Raw genomic sequence first — 13,422 nt, forward strand, 5'->3', positions numbered from 1 at the left:
TGATTCCTTCAATGGACTTCAAAGACTATTACAAGATACTCGGCGTGGAGCCGACAGCAGACGACAAGGCAATCAAGGCTGCCTATCGCAAGCTGGCGCGCAAATACCACCCCGATGTCAGCAAGGAAAAGGACGCCGAGGCCAAATTCAAAGACGCCTCGGAAGCCTATGAAGCGCTGAAAAGCGCCGACAAACGCGCCGAATACGACGAGCTGCGCCGCTATGGCCAGCACGGTCAGCCGTTCCAGGGGCCACCGGGCTGGCAGAGCCGTGGCGGCTTTGGTGGCGGCGGTGGCGACACCGGCGACTTCTCGGACTTCTTCAGTTCGATCTTCGGCAATCGCGGCCCCGGTTTCGGTGGCGGCGATGGTCGCCAACAACGCAGTGCAGGACGCCGGGGACAAGACGTGGAAATGGAACTGCCGATCTTCCTCGAAGAGACGCTGGCGAACGAGTCGAAGAAAGTCACCTTCCAGGTGCCGCAGTACAACGCCAACGGCCAGCACGTCAGCAACACCAGCAAAAGCCTGAACGTGAAAATCCCGGCGGGCGTGACCGACGGCGAGCGCATCCGCCTCAAAGGCCAGGGCGCACCGGGCGTTGGTGGTGGGGCGAATGGCGATCTGTACCTGACCATTCGTTTTGCGCCGCACCCGAAATTCGATGTCGAAGGTGAAAACCTGATCATCACTTTGCCACTGGCGCCGTGGGAACTGGCGCTGGGTGCCGAAGTGGCGGTGCCGACCCTGACTGGCAAGATCAACTTGAAGGTCCCGGCCGGCAGCCAGAACGGCCAGCGCATGCGCGCCAAAGGCCATGGCCTGAAAAACAAGGCCGGCGAGCGCGGTTATCTGTTCGTGCAGCTCAAAGCCGTGATGCCGAAAGCCGCCGACGACGAGGTCAAGGCGCTGTGGCAGGAACTGGCAAAGAAAGCCGCCTTCAATCCGCGAGAGAACTTTTAAATTCGACGACGGAGTAGCCCATCATGAGCAGCCCCCTGATCGTTCAACTGGACCTGGCAGAATTCTGTGAGGCGGCCGATTTGTCGGACGTCTACGTGATCGAAATTGTCGAGCACGGCATCCTCGAACCTCAGGGCGGGCAGCCCCGGGAATGGCGCTTCACCGATTACGAATTGGCTCTGGCCAAACGGGCGGCGAAGTTGCGCCGTGACCTGGAGCTGGAGTGGGAAGGGGTTGCGCTGGCGCTGGATCTGCTGGAAGAGGTGCGTGAGTTGCGTGCCGAGAACCGTATGTTGCGGCAGCGCTTGGGGCGGTTGGTGGTGGAGTAGTCAGCCTGAAAATCTTGTTGTGGCTGAGCTGGCCTTATCGCTGGCAAGCCAGCTCCCACAGGGTTTTGCGTTGGAATGTAGATCTCGGATCGGCGCAGAACCTGTGGGAGCTGGCTTGCCAGCGATGAACGATAACGCGGAGTTTCTGACTCAACATTGAAAAGGCCCCGAAGGGCCTTTTTTTGGTTAGAACAGGAAATACCGCTGCGCCATCGGCAACGTCTCCGCCGGCTCACACCACAGCAACACCCCGTCAGCCTTGACCTGATAGGTCTGCGGATCAACATCGATGTTCGGCAGATAGTCGTTGTGGATCAGGTCGGTTTTCTGCACATCACGACAGCCCTTCACCACGGCGATTTTCTTCTTCAGCCCCAACGCTTCAGGCAACCCGGCTTCTTGCGCGGCCTGGCTGATAAAGGTCAGGCTGGTCGCATGCAGCGAGCCGCCGTAACTGGCAAACATCGGGCGGTAATGCACTGGTTGCGGCGTCGGAATCGAGGCATTCGCGTCACCCATCAGGCTCGCGGCAATCGCGCCGCCCTTGAGAATCAGCGTCGGTTTCACGCCAAAAAACGCCGGACGCCACAGCACCAGATCCGCCCACTTGCCGACCTCGATCGAACCGACTTCGTGGCTGATGCCATGGGTGATCGCCGGGTTGATCGTGTACTTGGCGATGTAGCGTTTGGCGCGGAAGTTGTCGTTGCCTGCGCCGTCCTGGGGCAGCGGGCCGCGCTGCTTTTTCATCTTGTCGGCGGTTTGCCAGGTGCGCGTGATGACCTCACCGACGCGGCCCATGGCCTGGCTGTCGGAGCTGATCATCGAGAACGCGCCGAGGTCGTGAAGGATGTCTTCGGCGGCAATCGTTTCACGACGGATGCGGCTTTCGGCGAACGCGACGTCTTCGGCGATGCTCGGGTCGAGGTGGTGGCAGACCATCAGCATGTCGAGGTGTTCGTCGATGGTGTTGCGGGTGAACGGCCGGGTCGGGTTGGTCGAACTCGGCAGCACGTTGGGGAAACCGCAGGCTTTGATGATGTCCGGTGCGTGACCGCCACCGGCACCTTCGGTGTGATAGGTGTGGATGGTGCGACCCTTGAAGGCGCCGAGTGTGGTTTCGACGAAACCGGATTCGTTGAGCGTGTCGGTGTGGATCGCCACCTGCACGTCGAACTGGTCGGCAACGCTCAGGCAGTTGTCGATGCTCGCCGGCGTGGTGCCCCAGTCTTCGTGCAACTTGAGACCGATGGCGCCGGCCTTGACCTGCTCGATCAACGGCTCGGGCAGGCTGGCGTTGCCTTTGCCGGTGAGGCCGATGTTCATCGGGAAGGCATCAGCCGCCTGAAGCATGCGCGCCAAGTGCCACGGGCCGGAGGTGCAAGTGGTGGCGTTGGTGCCTGTGGCAGGTCCGGTGCCGCCGCCGATCATGGTGGTGACGCCGCTCATCAGCGCCTCTTCAATCTGCTGCGGGCAGATGAAGTGAATGTGCGTGTCGATGCCGCCAGCAGTGAGGATCATGCCTTCGCCGGCGATCACTTCGGTGCCGGCGCCAATGGCGATGGTGACGTTGGGCTGCACGTCCGGGTTACCGGCCTTGCCGATCGCCGCGATGCGGCCGTCCTTGAGGCCGACGTCGGCTTTGACGATACCCCAGTGGTCGATGATCAGCGCGTTGGTGATCAGCGTGTCGACGACTTCGGCGGCCAATAGTTGGCTTTGGCCCTGGCCGTCGCGGATGACTTTGCCGCCACCGAATTTCACTTCTTCGCCGTAGGTGGTGAAGTCTTTTTCGACTTCGATCCACAGCTCGGTGTCGGCCAGGCGCACCTTGTCGCCGACGGTGGGGCCGAACATGTCGGCGTAGGCTTGTCTGGAGATTTTCATGTGTCTGCCTTGGTTGATCGTTCCCACGCTCTGCGTGGGAATGCCGCCATGGACGCTCTGCGTCCGCCGTTATGTGACGCGGAGCGTCACGGGATACATTCCCACGCAGAGCGTGGGAACGATCAGTTAGTCGAGGTCGCCCATGATCCGTCCGGCAAAACCGAACACCCGCCGCTTTCCGGCGTAATCGACCAGCTCGACTTCGCGGCTCTGCCCCGGCTCAAAGCGCACTGCCGTGCCGGCAGGAATATTCAGGCGCATGCCCCGGCTTGCGGCGCGATCAAAAGTCAGCGCGTCGTTGGTTTCAAAAAAGTGATAGTGCGAACCGACCTGGATCGGCCGGTCGCCGCTGTTGGCGACTTTCAGGCTGAGGGTGCGGCGGCCGACGTTGAGTTCGATATCGCCGGGCTGGATCTGGTACTCACCAGGAATCATCACTGGGCTCCTTGCAGGATCTTGTAATAGAGGGCGGTCGGCCGATAGGTGCCGTGCGGGTCGCAGGCGTAATCGGGAATCTGACCTGCGCGGGTGTAACCCAGCGCCTTGTAGAAATCTTCGGCGGGCGAGCCGGCCTCGGTGTCGAGGTAGAGCATGCCGCGCTTGTGTTTGGGCGCTTCGAGTTCCAGCGCGCTCATCAGTTGCTGGCCGAGGCCGCGACGCCGTGCGTGTTCGCGCACCAGCAGTTTCTGTACTTCGGCGCGGTTGAGGCCGTTGGCCTTCTGGCACAGGCCCAACTGCACGCTGGCCAGCACCTGCTCGTCCTTGACCACCACCCAGAGCAGCACGCTGCCCTTGTTGACGTTGTCCTGCACCTCATCGAAATACGCGCGCGCCTGCGTCGCATCGAGGTCGGCCATGAAGCCGACGCTGGCGCCGTAGCCCACGGCATCGAGCAGCAGATCGATCAGACCCTGACGGTAATGCGCAAAACTTTCAGCATTGACGCGGCGCAGTTGGGCGGCGTTCATCGGTGTCACTCCTTGTTGGGGTCAGGCGGCTCCGCGCCAGGATTGAGGGTCAGTTGCATGAATGTCAGGTCGAGCCAGCGGCCGAACTTGGTGCCGACCTGCGGCATCTGCCCGGTGATGCTGAAACCGGCGCGCTCGTGCAGACGAATCGAGGCGGCGTTGCCGCTTTCAATGGCGGCGACCATCACATGCTTGTCGCAGGTCTTCGCCCGTTCGATCAGCACAGTCATCAGTTGCGGGCCGAGGCCGTTGCCGCGCTGATCGCTGCGCACGTAGACCGAGTGCTCGACGGTGTGACGGAAACCGTCGAACGGCCGCCAGTCACCGAACGAAGCGTAGCCGAGCACAGTGTTGTCGGCGTCGACGATCACCAGAATCGGATAGGCCTGGGCCTGACGCGCGCTGAACCACGCCTGACGGTTGCCGAGGTCGACGGCTTGTTCATTCCAGATCGCCGTGGTGTTAAGTACGGCATCGTTGTAGATGTCGCGGATCGCCGGCAGGTCGGCGTGAATCGCATCGCGAATGGAGTAAGTCATGGCGCGGCCTCAGACGATCGGTTGGTGGACGGTGACCAGTTTGGTGCCGTCGGGGAACGTCGCTTCGACTTGAATCTCCGGGATCATCTCCGGGATGCCTTCCATGACTTGTTCGCGGCTGAGCAGGGTGGTGCCGAAGTGCATCAGCTCGGCGACGGTCTGGCCGTCACGCGCACCTTCGAGCAATGCGGCGGAGATGTAAGCCATGGCTTCCGGATAATTGAGTTTCACGCCGCGCGCCAAACGCCGCTCGGCGACGAGGCCGGCGGTGAAGATCAGCAGCTTGTCTTTTTCGCGTGGGGTCAGGTCCATTGTGGGAATCCAATATCGGCAGTTAAAAATGATGTCGTACACGTGTAGGAGCTGCCGAAGGCTGCGATCTTTTGATCTTGATCTCTAAAAACAAAATCAAAAGATCGCAGCCTTCGGCAGCTCCTACAGGGGAATGCATTTCAGGTGTTCCAGATTCGGGGTGGCTGAGCTTCGCGGCCTAGCAGTACCGGCCGTAGCAAACGCCAAAGATCGATCAGCCAGGCGCGGGCGAGCAATGCTTCACTGGCCAGACAACGGGCCACCAACAACCCCGGCAACTGGGTCAGATCCCCGCGAATGTCATGATCCAGCGAGCGACAACGCTCAAGCAACTCAGCATCAATCTCACCGGTCACCAACAACGTCGCAAACACCGGATTGCCATCCAGCCCGATCGGCGAATCAAGCAAACCATCGTTCCCGACAATGCGCTGGCGCTCGTGCCAGAGCAATCGGCCATCGCGGCGAATATCCAGGTGCGCCTGAAAATGCCCACGGTCAAAACGCTCGCCACTGGCCGGGCGACCCAGCGCCACGACGTCCCAGTAGAAAAGCCGCGCATCGCCTTCAAGTTCGATCGAGGTCGTCAATTCGGCCTGCGCGGCGCTGTAGACGATGGTCTCCTGCGGCAACCATTCCAGCGTCGCCCCGGCCGCTACTTTCAAGTCGAGCTTCTGATAAGCCGGCCCACCGGCGCGATACCACTTGGCCGCGCCGGGGCTGGTGATCTGTGCCCAGGCGTGTTGCTCGACACGTGCGCTGATGTCGAGGCGATCACCGCCGGCAATCCCGCCCGGCGGGTGGACGATGATGTGCTGGCAGACCTCGGGGCCTTCGGCATACAGGTGCTTTTGCACCCGTAGCGGGCCGAGGTGGCGGCGCATGACCGGGCGTGTGCAGTCGCCGAAACGGGCGTAAGCGAGTTCCAGCTCGGCGTGCCAGCTCGGGGTAAACAGGGCAGGTGCAACAGTCGAATTCATGGTTTGTAATTATCGTTAGGAAGCTACAGATTAGTTCGTTGTACTAGATCGTTACCAGCCCGCGCACACCCTCGGCCTCCATATTTTCACCGCGACCCTGCTGGACGATCTCGCCCCGGGACATCACCAGGTATTGATCGGCCAGTTCCGCCGCGAAATCGTAGAACTGCTCCACCAGCAGAATCGCCATATCACCGCGCGCTGCAAGTTTCTTGATCACCGCGCCGATCTCTTTGATGACTGAGGGTTGAATGCCTTCGGTGGGTTCATCAAGGATCAGTAAACGCGGACGACTGGCCAACGCACGACCAATCGCCAACTGCTGTTGCTGACCGCCGGAGAGATCACCGCCGCGACGCTGCTTCATTTGTAGCAGCACCGGGAACAATTCGTAGATGAAACTTGGTACTTCTTTGGCTTCACTGCCGGGGAAACGCGACAAACCCATCAGCAGATTCTCTTCCACCGTCAGGCGTCCGAAGATCTCGCGGCCCTGCGGTACGTAGGCAATTCCGGCGTGAACACGCTGGTGCGGCTTGAAGGTGGTGATCGGTTTGCCTTCCCAGTTCACCGCGCCTTCTTTGGCCGGCAGCAAGCCCATCAGGCATTTGAGCAGGGTGGTCTTGCCGACACCGTTACGGCCGAGCAGGCAGGTGACTTCGCCGACTTTCACGTCGAATGAGAGACCACGCAGGATGTGGCTACCGCCGTAGTACTGGTGCAGCTTGTCGACTTGCAGCATGTCCAAAATCTCCCCCGGTGATCGTTCCCACGCTCTGCGTGGGAACGCATCCCGTGACGCTCTGCGTCACATAACGGCGGACGCAGAGCGTCCATGGCGGCATTCCCACGCAGAGCGTGGGAACGATCTAGGTCTTCAGCGACCGAGGTAGACCTCGATCACGCGCTCGTTTTCCTGCACTTGCTCAAGCGAGCCTTCGGCCAGCACGCTGCCCTGGTGCAACACGGTGACATGGTCGGCAATCGAGCCGACAAACCCCATGTCATGCTCCACCACCATCAGCGAATGCTTACCCGCCAGGCTCTTGAACAACTCAGCCGTGAACTCGGTTTCCGCATCAGTCATGCCCGCCACCGGCTCATCGAGCAGCAGCAGTTGAGGGTCTTGCATCAGCAACATGCCGATCTCGAGAAACTGCTTCTGTCCGTGAGAGAGCAAGCCCGCCTGACGATTGACCGAGGTGGTCAGGCGAATCGTCTCCAGCACTTCGCTGATGCGATCCTTCTGCTCACCACTCAGTCGCGCACGCAAACTGGCCCATACCGACTTGTCGGTCTTCTGCGCCAGCTCAAGGTTTTCAAACACACTCAGCGCTTCAAACACCGTCGGCTTCTGAAACTTGCGACCGATGCCGGCCTGAGCGATCTGCACTTCGCTCATCTGCGTCAGGTCCAGCGTTTCACCGAACCACGCCTTGCCGTGACTGGGGCGGGTCTTGCCGGTGATCACGTCCATCAGCGTGGTTTTGCCGGCGCCGTTGGGACCGATGATGCAGCGCAGTTCGCCGACGCCGATGTACAGGTTGAGATTGTTCAGCGCACGGAAGCCATCGAAGCTGACGCTGATGTCTTCCAGGGTGAGGATCGTGCCGTGACGGGTGTCGAGCCCCGGGCCGACGCGTTGGCCGAGGCCGATCGAGTCGCGGCTGGTGCCGGCGTCCTTGTTCGGTTCGACGGGAAAGAAGGCCGGTTCCAGCATGAATTCAGCGCTCGCCGTGACTCTCATTGTTCACCTCGTTTCTTCAGCAGACCGATCACGCCTTTGGGCAGGTACAGCGTCACCACGATGAACAGCGCGCCGAGGAAGAACAGCCAGTATTCCGGGAACGCCACGGTGAACCAGCTCTTCATGCCGTTGACTACACCGGCACCGAGCAACGGCCCGATCAGCGTGCCGCGACCGCCAAGAGCCACCCACACCGCCGCTTCAATCGAGTTGGTCGGCGACATTTCGCTGGGGTTGATGATCCCCACTTGCGGCACGTACAACGCACCCGCCAAGCCACACAACACCGCGCTCAAGACCCACACGAACAACTTGAAACCGCGCGGGTCGTAGCCGCAGAACATCAGACGGTTTTCCGCATCGCGCAATGCGGTCAGCACGCGACCGAACTTGCTCTGCGCCAGGCGCCAGCCGATGAACAGACTCGCCACCAGCAACAACACCGTGGCCAGAAACAACACTGCGCGCGTGCCCGGTTCAGTGATGCCGAAACCGAGAATCGTGCGGAAATTGGTGAAGCCGTTATTGCCGCCAAACCCGGTCTCGTTGCGGAAAAACAGGAGCATGCCGGCGAAGGTCAAAGCCTGGGTCATGATCGAGAAATACACGCCTTTGATCCGCGAGCGGAAGGCGAAGAAACCGAACACCAGCGCCAGCAACCCCGGCGCCAATACCACCAGACACATGGCCCAGACGAAGCTGCTGGTGCCGGTCCAGTACCACGGCAATTCGCTCCACGACAGGAAGGTCATGAACGCCGGCAGACCATCGCCGGCGGCCTGACGCATCAGGTACATGCCCATCGCATAACCGCCGAGGGCGAAGAACAGACCGTGGCCCAGCGACAGCAGACCGGCGTAACCCCAGACCAGATCCAGCGCCAGCGCGACAATGGCGTAGCAGAGGATTTTTCCGACCAGCGTCAGCGTGTATGCCGAGACCGACAGCGTACTTTCCGCCGGCAACAACGATAGCAACGGCAGGGCGATCAGCAGCGCGAGGATCACCGCGCCGACCGCTATGGTGACTTTCGGCCCGGCCTTTTGTGTAGCGGTAACAAGCAGAGGCTGGTTCATCAGTCGATCACCCGTCCTTTCAGTGCGAAGAGGCCTTGCGGACGTTTCTGGATAAACAGAATGATCAGCGCGAGGATCAGGATCTTGCCGAGCACCGCACCGATCTGCGGTTCGAGAATCTTGTTGGCGATACCCAGGCCAAATGCTGCGAGTACGCTACCGGCCAGTTGCCCGACGCCGCCGAGCACCACCACCAGGAACGAGTCGATGATGTAGCTCTGGCCGAGGTCTGGGCCGACGTTGCCGATCTGACTCAACGCCACACCGCCGAGGCCGGCGATGCCCGAACCGAGGCCGAAGGCGAGCATGTCGACGCGCCCGGTGGGCACACCGCAGCAAGCCGCCATGTTGCGGTTCTGGGTGACGGCGCGGACGTTGAGGCCGAGGCGGGTTTTGTTCAGCAGCAGCCACGTCAGCACGACGACGAACAGTGCGAAGGCGATGATGACGATGCGGTTGTACGGCAGCACCAGATTAGGCAGCACTTGAATCCCACCGGACAGCCACGCCGGGTTGGCGACTTCAACGTTCTGTGCGCCGAACAACAAACGGACAAGCTGAATCAGCATCAGGCTGATGCCCCAGGTGGCGAGCAGGGTTTCCAGTGGTCGGCCATAGAGGTGACGAATCACCGTGCGCTCCAGTGCCATGCCGATCGCCGCCGTGACGAAGAACGCCACCGGCAGCGCGATCAACGGGTAGAACTCAATCGCTTGCGGTGCGTAGCGCTGGAACATCAGTTGCACGACATACGTCGAGTAGGCACCGAGCATCAGCATCTCACCGTGGGCCATGTTGATCACCCCGAGCAGGCCGAAGGTGATCGCCAGACCGAGTGCCGCCAACAGCAGAATCGAACCGAGCGACATGCCGCTGAACGCCTGGCCGAGCACTTCGCCGATCAGCAGTTTGCGTTTGACCTGAGCGAGGCTGGTTTCGGCGGCGGTGCGCACGTTGGTGTCGGCTTCGACGCCGGGTTCGAGCAAGCCTTCGAGGCGGGTACGGGCGAGTGGATCTCCGGTTTCGCCGAGCAATCGCACCGCCGCGAGGCGCACGGCCGGGTCCGTGTCGACCAGTTGCAGATTGGCCAGCGCCAGGCTCAGGGCGGCATGGACGCTTTGATCTTTTTCGCCAGCGAGTTGCTGGTCGAGGAATTTCAGCTGCGCGGGTTTCGCGCTTTTCTGCAATTGCTGCGCGGCAGTCAGACGGATTTTGGCGTCGGCGGCGAGCAATTGGTGGCTGGCCATGGCGGTGTCGATCAGACCCCGCAGGCGATTGTTCAGGCGCAGGGTTTTCGCTTGGCCGTCGATGGTCAGCTCGCCTTGTTGCAGGGCGTTGATCAATTCGATACGCGCCGGATCGGGCTGCGCGGCCCAGGTTTCCAGCAGTTTGGCCTGTTGTACGGGATTGGCCGCGACGAAGTCTTCGGCTTCGCCGGCATGGGCCAGCATTGGCAGTAACAGCGCGATGGCTAGAAGCAAGCGGTAGAGGGCAGTGCGCATATGCGTGGCCTTGCGTAGTGATCGTTCCCACGCTCCGCATGGGAATGCAGCCCGGGGCGCTCCGCGTCCCAAGAGCGGACGCAGAGCGTCCATTGAGGCATTCCCACGCAGAGCGTGGGAACGATCAGGTTGAGCGGGATAACTCAGTTGCTCTTCACCGCATAATCCGGCTTCTTGTCGTTGCCCTGAATGAACGGGCTCCACGGTTGCGCACGGATCGGCCCTTCGGTCTGCCACACGACGTTGAACTGACCATCAGCCTGAATCTCGCCGATCATCACCGGTTTGTGCAGGTGGTGATTGGTCTTGTCCATGGTCAAGGTGTAACCCGACGGTGCGGCAAAAGTCTGCCCGGCGAGGGCTTCACGGACTTTGTCGACGTCGGTGGACTTGGCTTTCTCAACCGCTTGCGCCCACATGTGGATGCCGACGTAAGTGGCTTCCATCGGGTCGTTGGTCACGGCTTTATCCGCGCCCGGCAGATTGTGTTTCTTCGCGTAGGCCTTCCAGTCAGCGACGAACTTCTGGTTCTGCGGGTTTTCAACCGACTCGAAGTAGTTCCACGCCGCGAGGTTGCCCACCAGCGGTTTGGTGTCGATGCCGCGCAGTTCTTCTTCGCCGACCGAGAACGCTACTACCGGCACGTCGGTGGCTTTCAAACCCTGGTTGGCCAGCTCTTTGTAGAACGGCACGTTGGAGTCGCCGTTGACCGTCGAGATGACCGCAGTCTTGCCGCCCGCCGAGAATTTTTTGATGTTGGCGACGATGGTTTGATAGTCGCTATGACCGAACGGCGTGTAAACCTCTTCGATGTCCTTGTCGGCGACGCCTTTGGAATGCAGGAACGAACGCAGAATCTTGTTGGTGGTGCGCGGGTAGACGTAGTCGGTGCCGAGGAGGAAGTAGCGCTTGGCGCTGCCGCCTTCTTCGCTCATCAGGTACTCAACCGCCGGGATCGCTTGCTGGTTCGGCGCGGCGCCGGTGTAGAAGACGTTCGGCGACATCTCTTCGCCTTCGTATTGCACCGGGTAGAACAGCAAACCGTTGAGCTCTTCGAACACCGGCAACACCGATTTACGCGATACCGAAGTCCAGCAGCCGAACACCACGGCGACCTTGTCCTGGGTCAGCAACTGCCGGCCTTTCTCGGCGAACAGCGGCCAGTTCGACGCCGGGTCAACCACGACCGGCTCAAGCATCTTGCCGTTGACGCCGCCCTTGGCGTTGATCTCGTCGATGGTCATCAGCGCCATGTCTTTGAGCGACGTTTCGGAGATCGCCATGGTGCCGGACAACGAATGCAGAATCCCGACCTTGATGGTCTCGGCGGCCTGGACAGTCCAGGTCATGCCCATCGCGGCAATGGATGCCGTGAGTGTGAAAGCCTTGATCAAACTGCGACGCTTCATTGTGCGATCTCCATGAACGTTTGAAGTTTTTTTGGTTGGCAGATGCGGACGACTGAAGGGTGTTTTGCAAGGGCTGTGCCCGGTCGGGTTTTGGCAAGAAAATGTCGTGTTAGAGCGGTTGGCTGCGCAGCGCATGCACCACGAAGGAACGCCTATGGCGCATTGGTGCAGGCCGCCGCGCCAGATTGGGGCGCAAAAAAAATCCCGTGCAGGGGAGCCCGCACGGGATTGGCGTTGAAGAAGGTCGAGTGCGGTTTCAGGATGAAGTCGACGCAGACTCGTTTTGCCGGTTCATCCGTGACAGCAGCAATCGATCCAGCAGCCACACCACCACCAGCGAAGCCCCCACCAATGGGAACACCACCGCCAGTGCGAGCATGATCACCACGCCGGTTTTCCATTTCGGCAGATCATGGCGCAGCGGCGGCACGCCGAATTTGCCCTGTGGCCGACGCTTCCACCAGATCACCACGCCGCTGACGGCGCTGAGCAGAATCATCAGGCAGATCAGCAGCACGACGATCTGGTTGAAGGTGCCGAACATTTTGCCTTCGTGAAGCATCACGCCGATTTCCGTGGCGCGGGCGACGCTGCCGTATTGCTCGAAGCGGACATCGGCGAGGACCTTGCCGGTGTACTGATCGACGTGCAGGGTGGCGTCGTTGCGTGGGTCATCGGCGAACACGGCGATGGTGAACACGCCGGTAGCGGTGGTCGGCAGGGTGATGCTGTAACCGGGTTCGACCTTGCCCTCGGTGGCGATGTTCTGCACGTCTTGCAGGCTGATGGCGGGTGCTGCGGGCCCCGCGTTGGTGGCGCCGTGATTCATGTGTTCGGCGTGGTCGCCGGACATCGGCATCGGTGTGTTTTCCATCGCCCATGGCACGGTCTGGCGCGTGGCAGTATTAAGGGTTCGTGCCTCGATGTCGGAGGTCGGTACGTTGTCCCACATCGCCGCCGGGAACACGTTCCATACCTGCGCGTATTGCTTGCCCCAGAAACCGGTCCAGGTCATGCCGCTGAGCAGCATCACCAGCAGCAGGGTTGCACCCCAGAACCCGGTGACCGCGTGCAGGTCACGCCACAACACGCGACCGCGACTGTTCAGGCGCGGCCACAGAATCCCCGCTGCCTGACCGCGCGGCCACCACAGGAACAGGCCGGACACCACCAGCACCACGCCCCAACCGGCGGCCATTTCGATGAGACGGTCACCGACGGTGCCGATCATCAATTCGCCGTGGATGGCCCGGGCGATAGCTTGCAGGTTTTGCTTGGCATCCTGCTCGCCGAGGATGTCGCCGTGATACGGATCGACGAATACGTTGAGTTCCTGCGCCGCGTTCTTCACCACAAACTGTGCGCTGCGTTCGGCGTTGACCGGCGGCAGGTATTGGGTGACCTGGCCTTGTGGATAAGCGCTTTTCACCCGTTGCAGCAAGTCATCGGCCGGGACCGTGTGATGGCCGGCGGGGACGTTGAGCAGGCTGCTGTACATCAGCGAATCGAGCTGCGGTTTGAACAGGTAGATGATGCCGGTCAGGGCCAGCATCACCATGAACGGGGCGACGAACAGGCCGGCGTAAAAATGCCAACGCCAGGCCAGGTTGTAGAAATTCGGTTTGGGCTGTTTCATCACGTGTGCTCCGCTTGGCTTGGATCTTCTAGTTGTTTTGCAACCCTTGTGGGAGCGAGCTTGCTCGCGAAGGCG

At 61.0% G+C, this 13,422-nt stretch carries 14 protein-coding genes; 2 read left to right on the plus strand and 12 right to left on the minus strand.

The genetic code is table 11. The annotated features are described in order from the left end of the window. Positions 1–11 precede the first annotated feature (11 nt). Positions 12–962 (plus strand): DnaJ C-terminal domain-containing protein, encoded by a 951-nt coding sequence (locus FGA82_RS01365; protein WP_077570718.1) that lies wholly within the window; start codon positions 12–14, stop codon positions 960–962. A gap of 23 nt (positions 963–985) precedes the next feature. Then, positions 986–1,291 (plus strand): chaperone modulator CbpM, encoded by a 306-nt coding sequence (locus FGA82_RS01370; RefSeq protein WP_141125768.1) that lies wholly within the window; start codon positions 986–988, stop codon positions 1,289–1,291. A gap of 186 nt (positions 1,292–1,477) precedes the next feature. Here the strand turns inward: FGA82_RS01370 and ureC are convergent, their stop codons facing one another. The 12 genes from ureC to FGA82_RS01435 all read right to left on the minus strand — a co-directional run bounded on the left by ureC (position 1,478) and on the right by FGA82_RS01435 (position 13,347). Beyond that, positions 1,478–3,178 (minus strand): urease subunit alpha, encoded by a 1,701-nt coding sequence (gene ureC, locus FGA82_RS01375; protein WP_141125769.1) that lies wholly within the window; start codon positions 3,176–3,178, stop codon positions 1,478–1,480. A gap of 126 nt (positions 3,179–3,304) precedes the next feature. Beyond that, positions 3,305–3,613, minus strand: a complete 309-nt coding sequence (locus FGA82_RS01380; protein WP_141125770.1) for an urease subunit beta — start codon at positions 3,611–3,613, stop codon at positions 3,305–3,307. Beyond that, positions 3,613–4,146 carry a GNAT family N-acetyltransferase gene (locus tag FGA82_RS01385; RefSeq protein ID WP_038360477.1) on the minus strand — a complete coding sequence of 178 codons (534 nt, stop codon included), beginning with the start codon at positions 4,144–4,146 and terminating at the stop codon, positions 3,613–3,615. Before FGA82_RS01385 ends, FGA82_RS01380 begins: the two co-directional genes overlap by 1 nt. Before the next feature lie 5 nt (positions 4,147–4,151). Further along, positions 4,152–4,685 carry a GNAT family N-acetyltransferase gene (locus FGA82_RS01390; RefSeq protein ID WP_141125771.1) on the minus strand — a complete coding sequence of 178 codons (534 nt, stop codon included), beginning with the start codon at positions 4,683–4,685 and terminating at the stop codon, positions 4,152–4,154. Between the two features lie 9 nt (positions 4,686–4,694). Beyond that, positions 4,695–4,997: an urease subunit gamma gene (gene ureA, locus FGA82_RS01395; RefSeq protein WP_007915951.1), complete on the minus strand. Its 303-nt coding sequence runs from the start codon at positions 4,995–4,997 to the stop codon at positions 4,695–4,697. Between the two features lie 140 nt (positions 4,998–5,137). After that, positions 5,138–5,977, minus strand: a complete 840-nt coding sequence (locus tag FGA82_RS01405) for an urease accessory protein UreD (protein WP_141125772.1) — start codon at positions 5,975–5,977, stop codon at positions 5,138–5,140. 43 nt (positions 5,978–6,020) lie between these two features. Beyond that, positions 6,021–6,719: an urea ABC transporter ATP-binding subunit UrtE gene (gene urtE, locus FGA82_RS01410; protein ID WP_053116875.1), complete on the minus strand. Its 699-nt coding sequence runs from the start codon at positions 6,717–6,719 to the stop codon at positions 6,021–6,023. A 135-nt stretch (positions 6,720–6,854) separates the two neighbouring features. Beyond that, positions 6,855–7,724 carry an urea ABC transporter ATP-binding protein UrtD gene (gene urtD / locus FGA82_RS01415; protein WP_007918913.1) on the minus strand — a complete coding sequence of 290 codons (870 nt, stop codon included), beginning with the start codon at positions 7,722–7,724 and terminating at the stop codon, positions 6,855–6,857. Beyond that, a complete protein-coding gene (gene urtC, locus FGA82_RS01420) occupies positions 7,721–8,800 on the minus strand; it encodes an urea ABC transporter permease subunit UrtC (protein ID WP_141125773.1) in 1,080 nt (359 codons plus the stop codon). Before urtC ends, urtD begins: the two co-directional genes overlap by 4 nt. Further along, the gene (gene urtB, locus FGA82_RS01425; RefSeq protein ID WP_141125774.1) at positions 8,800–10,302 is read right to left on the minus strand and encodes an urea ABC transporter permease subunit UrtB; all 1,503 of its coding nucleotides are present in this window, start codon (positions 10,300–10,302) and stop codon (positions 8,800–8,802) included. Before urtB ends, urtC begins: the two co-directional genes overlap by 1 nt. Before the next feature lie 143 nt (positions 10,303–10,445). Beyond that, on the minus strand, positions 10,446–11,711 hold the full coding sequence (gene urtA / locus FGA82_RS01430) for an urea ABC transporter substrate-binding protein (RefSeq protein WP_095188277.1): 1,266 nt from the start codon (positions 11,709–11,711) through the stop codon (positions 10,446–10,448). A gap of 256 nt (positions 11,712–11,967) precedes the next feature. Continuing rightward, complete coding sequence (locus FGA82_RS01435; RefSeq protein ID WP_141125775.1) at positions 11,968–13,347, minus strand: PepSY-associated TM helix domain-containing protein; 1,380 nt, start codon at positions 13,345–13,347, stop codon at positions 11,968–11,970. Between the last annotated feature and the right edge of the window lie 75 nt (positions 13,348–13,422).

The sequence above is a fragment of the Pseudomonas fluorescens genome (genome assembly GCF_005938625.1).
GTDB classification, from domain to species: domain Bacteria; phylum Pseudomonadota; class Gammaproteobacteria; order Pseudomonadales; family Pseudomonadaceae; genus Aquipseudomonas; species Aquipseudomonas fluorescens_BD.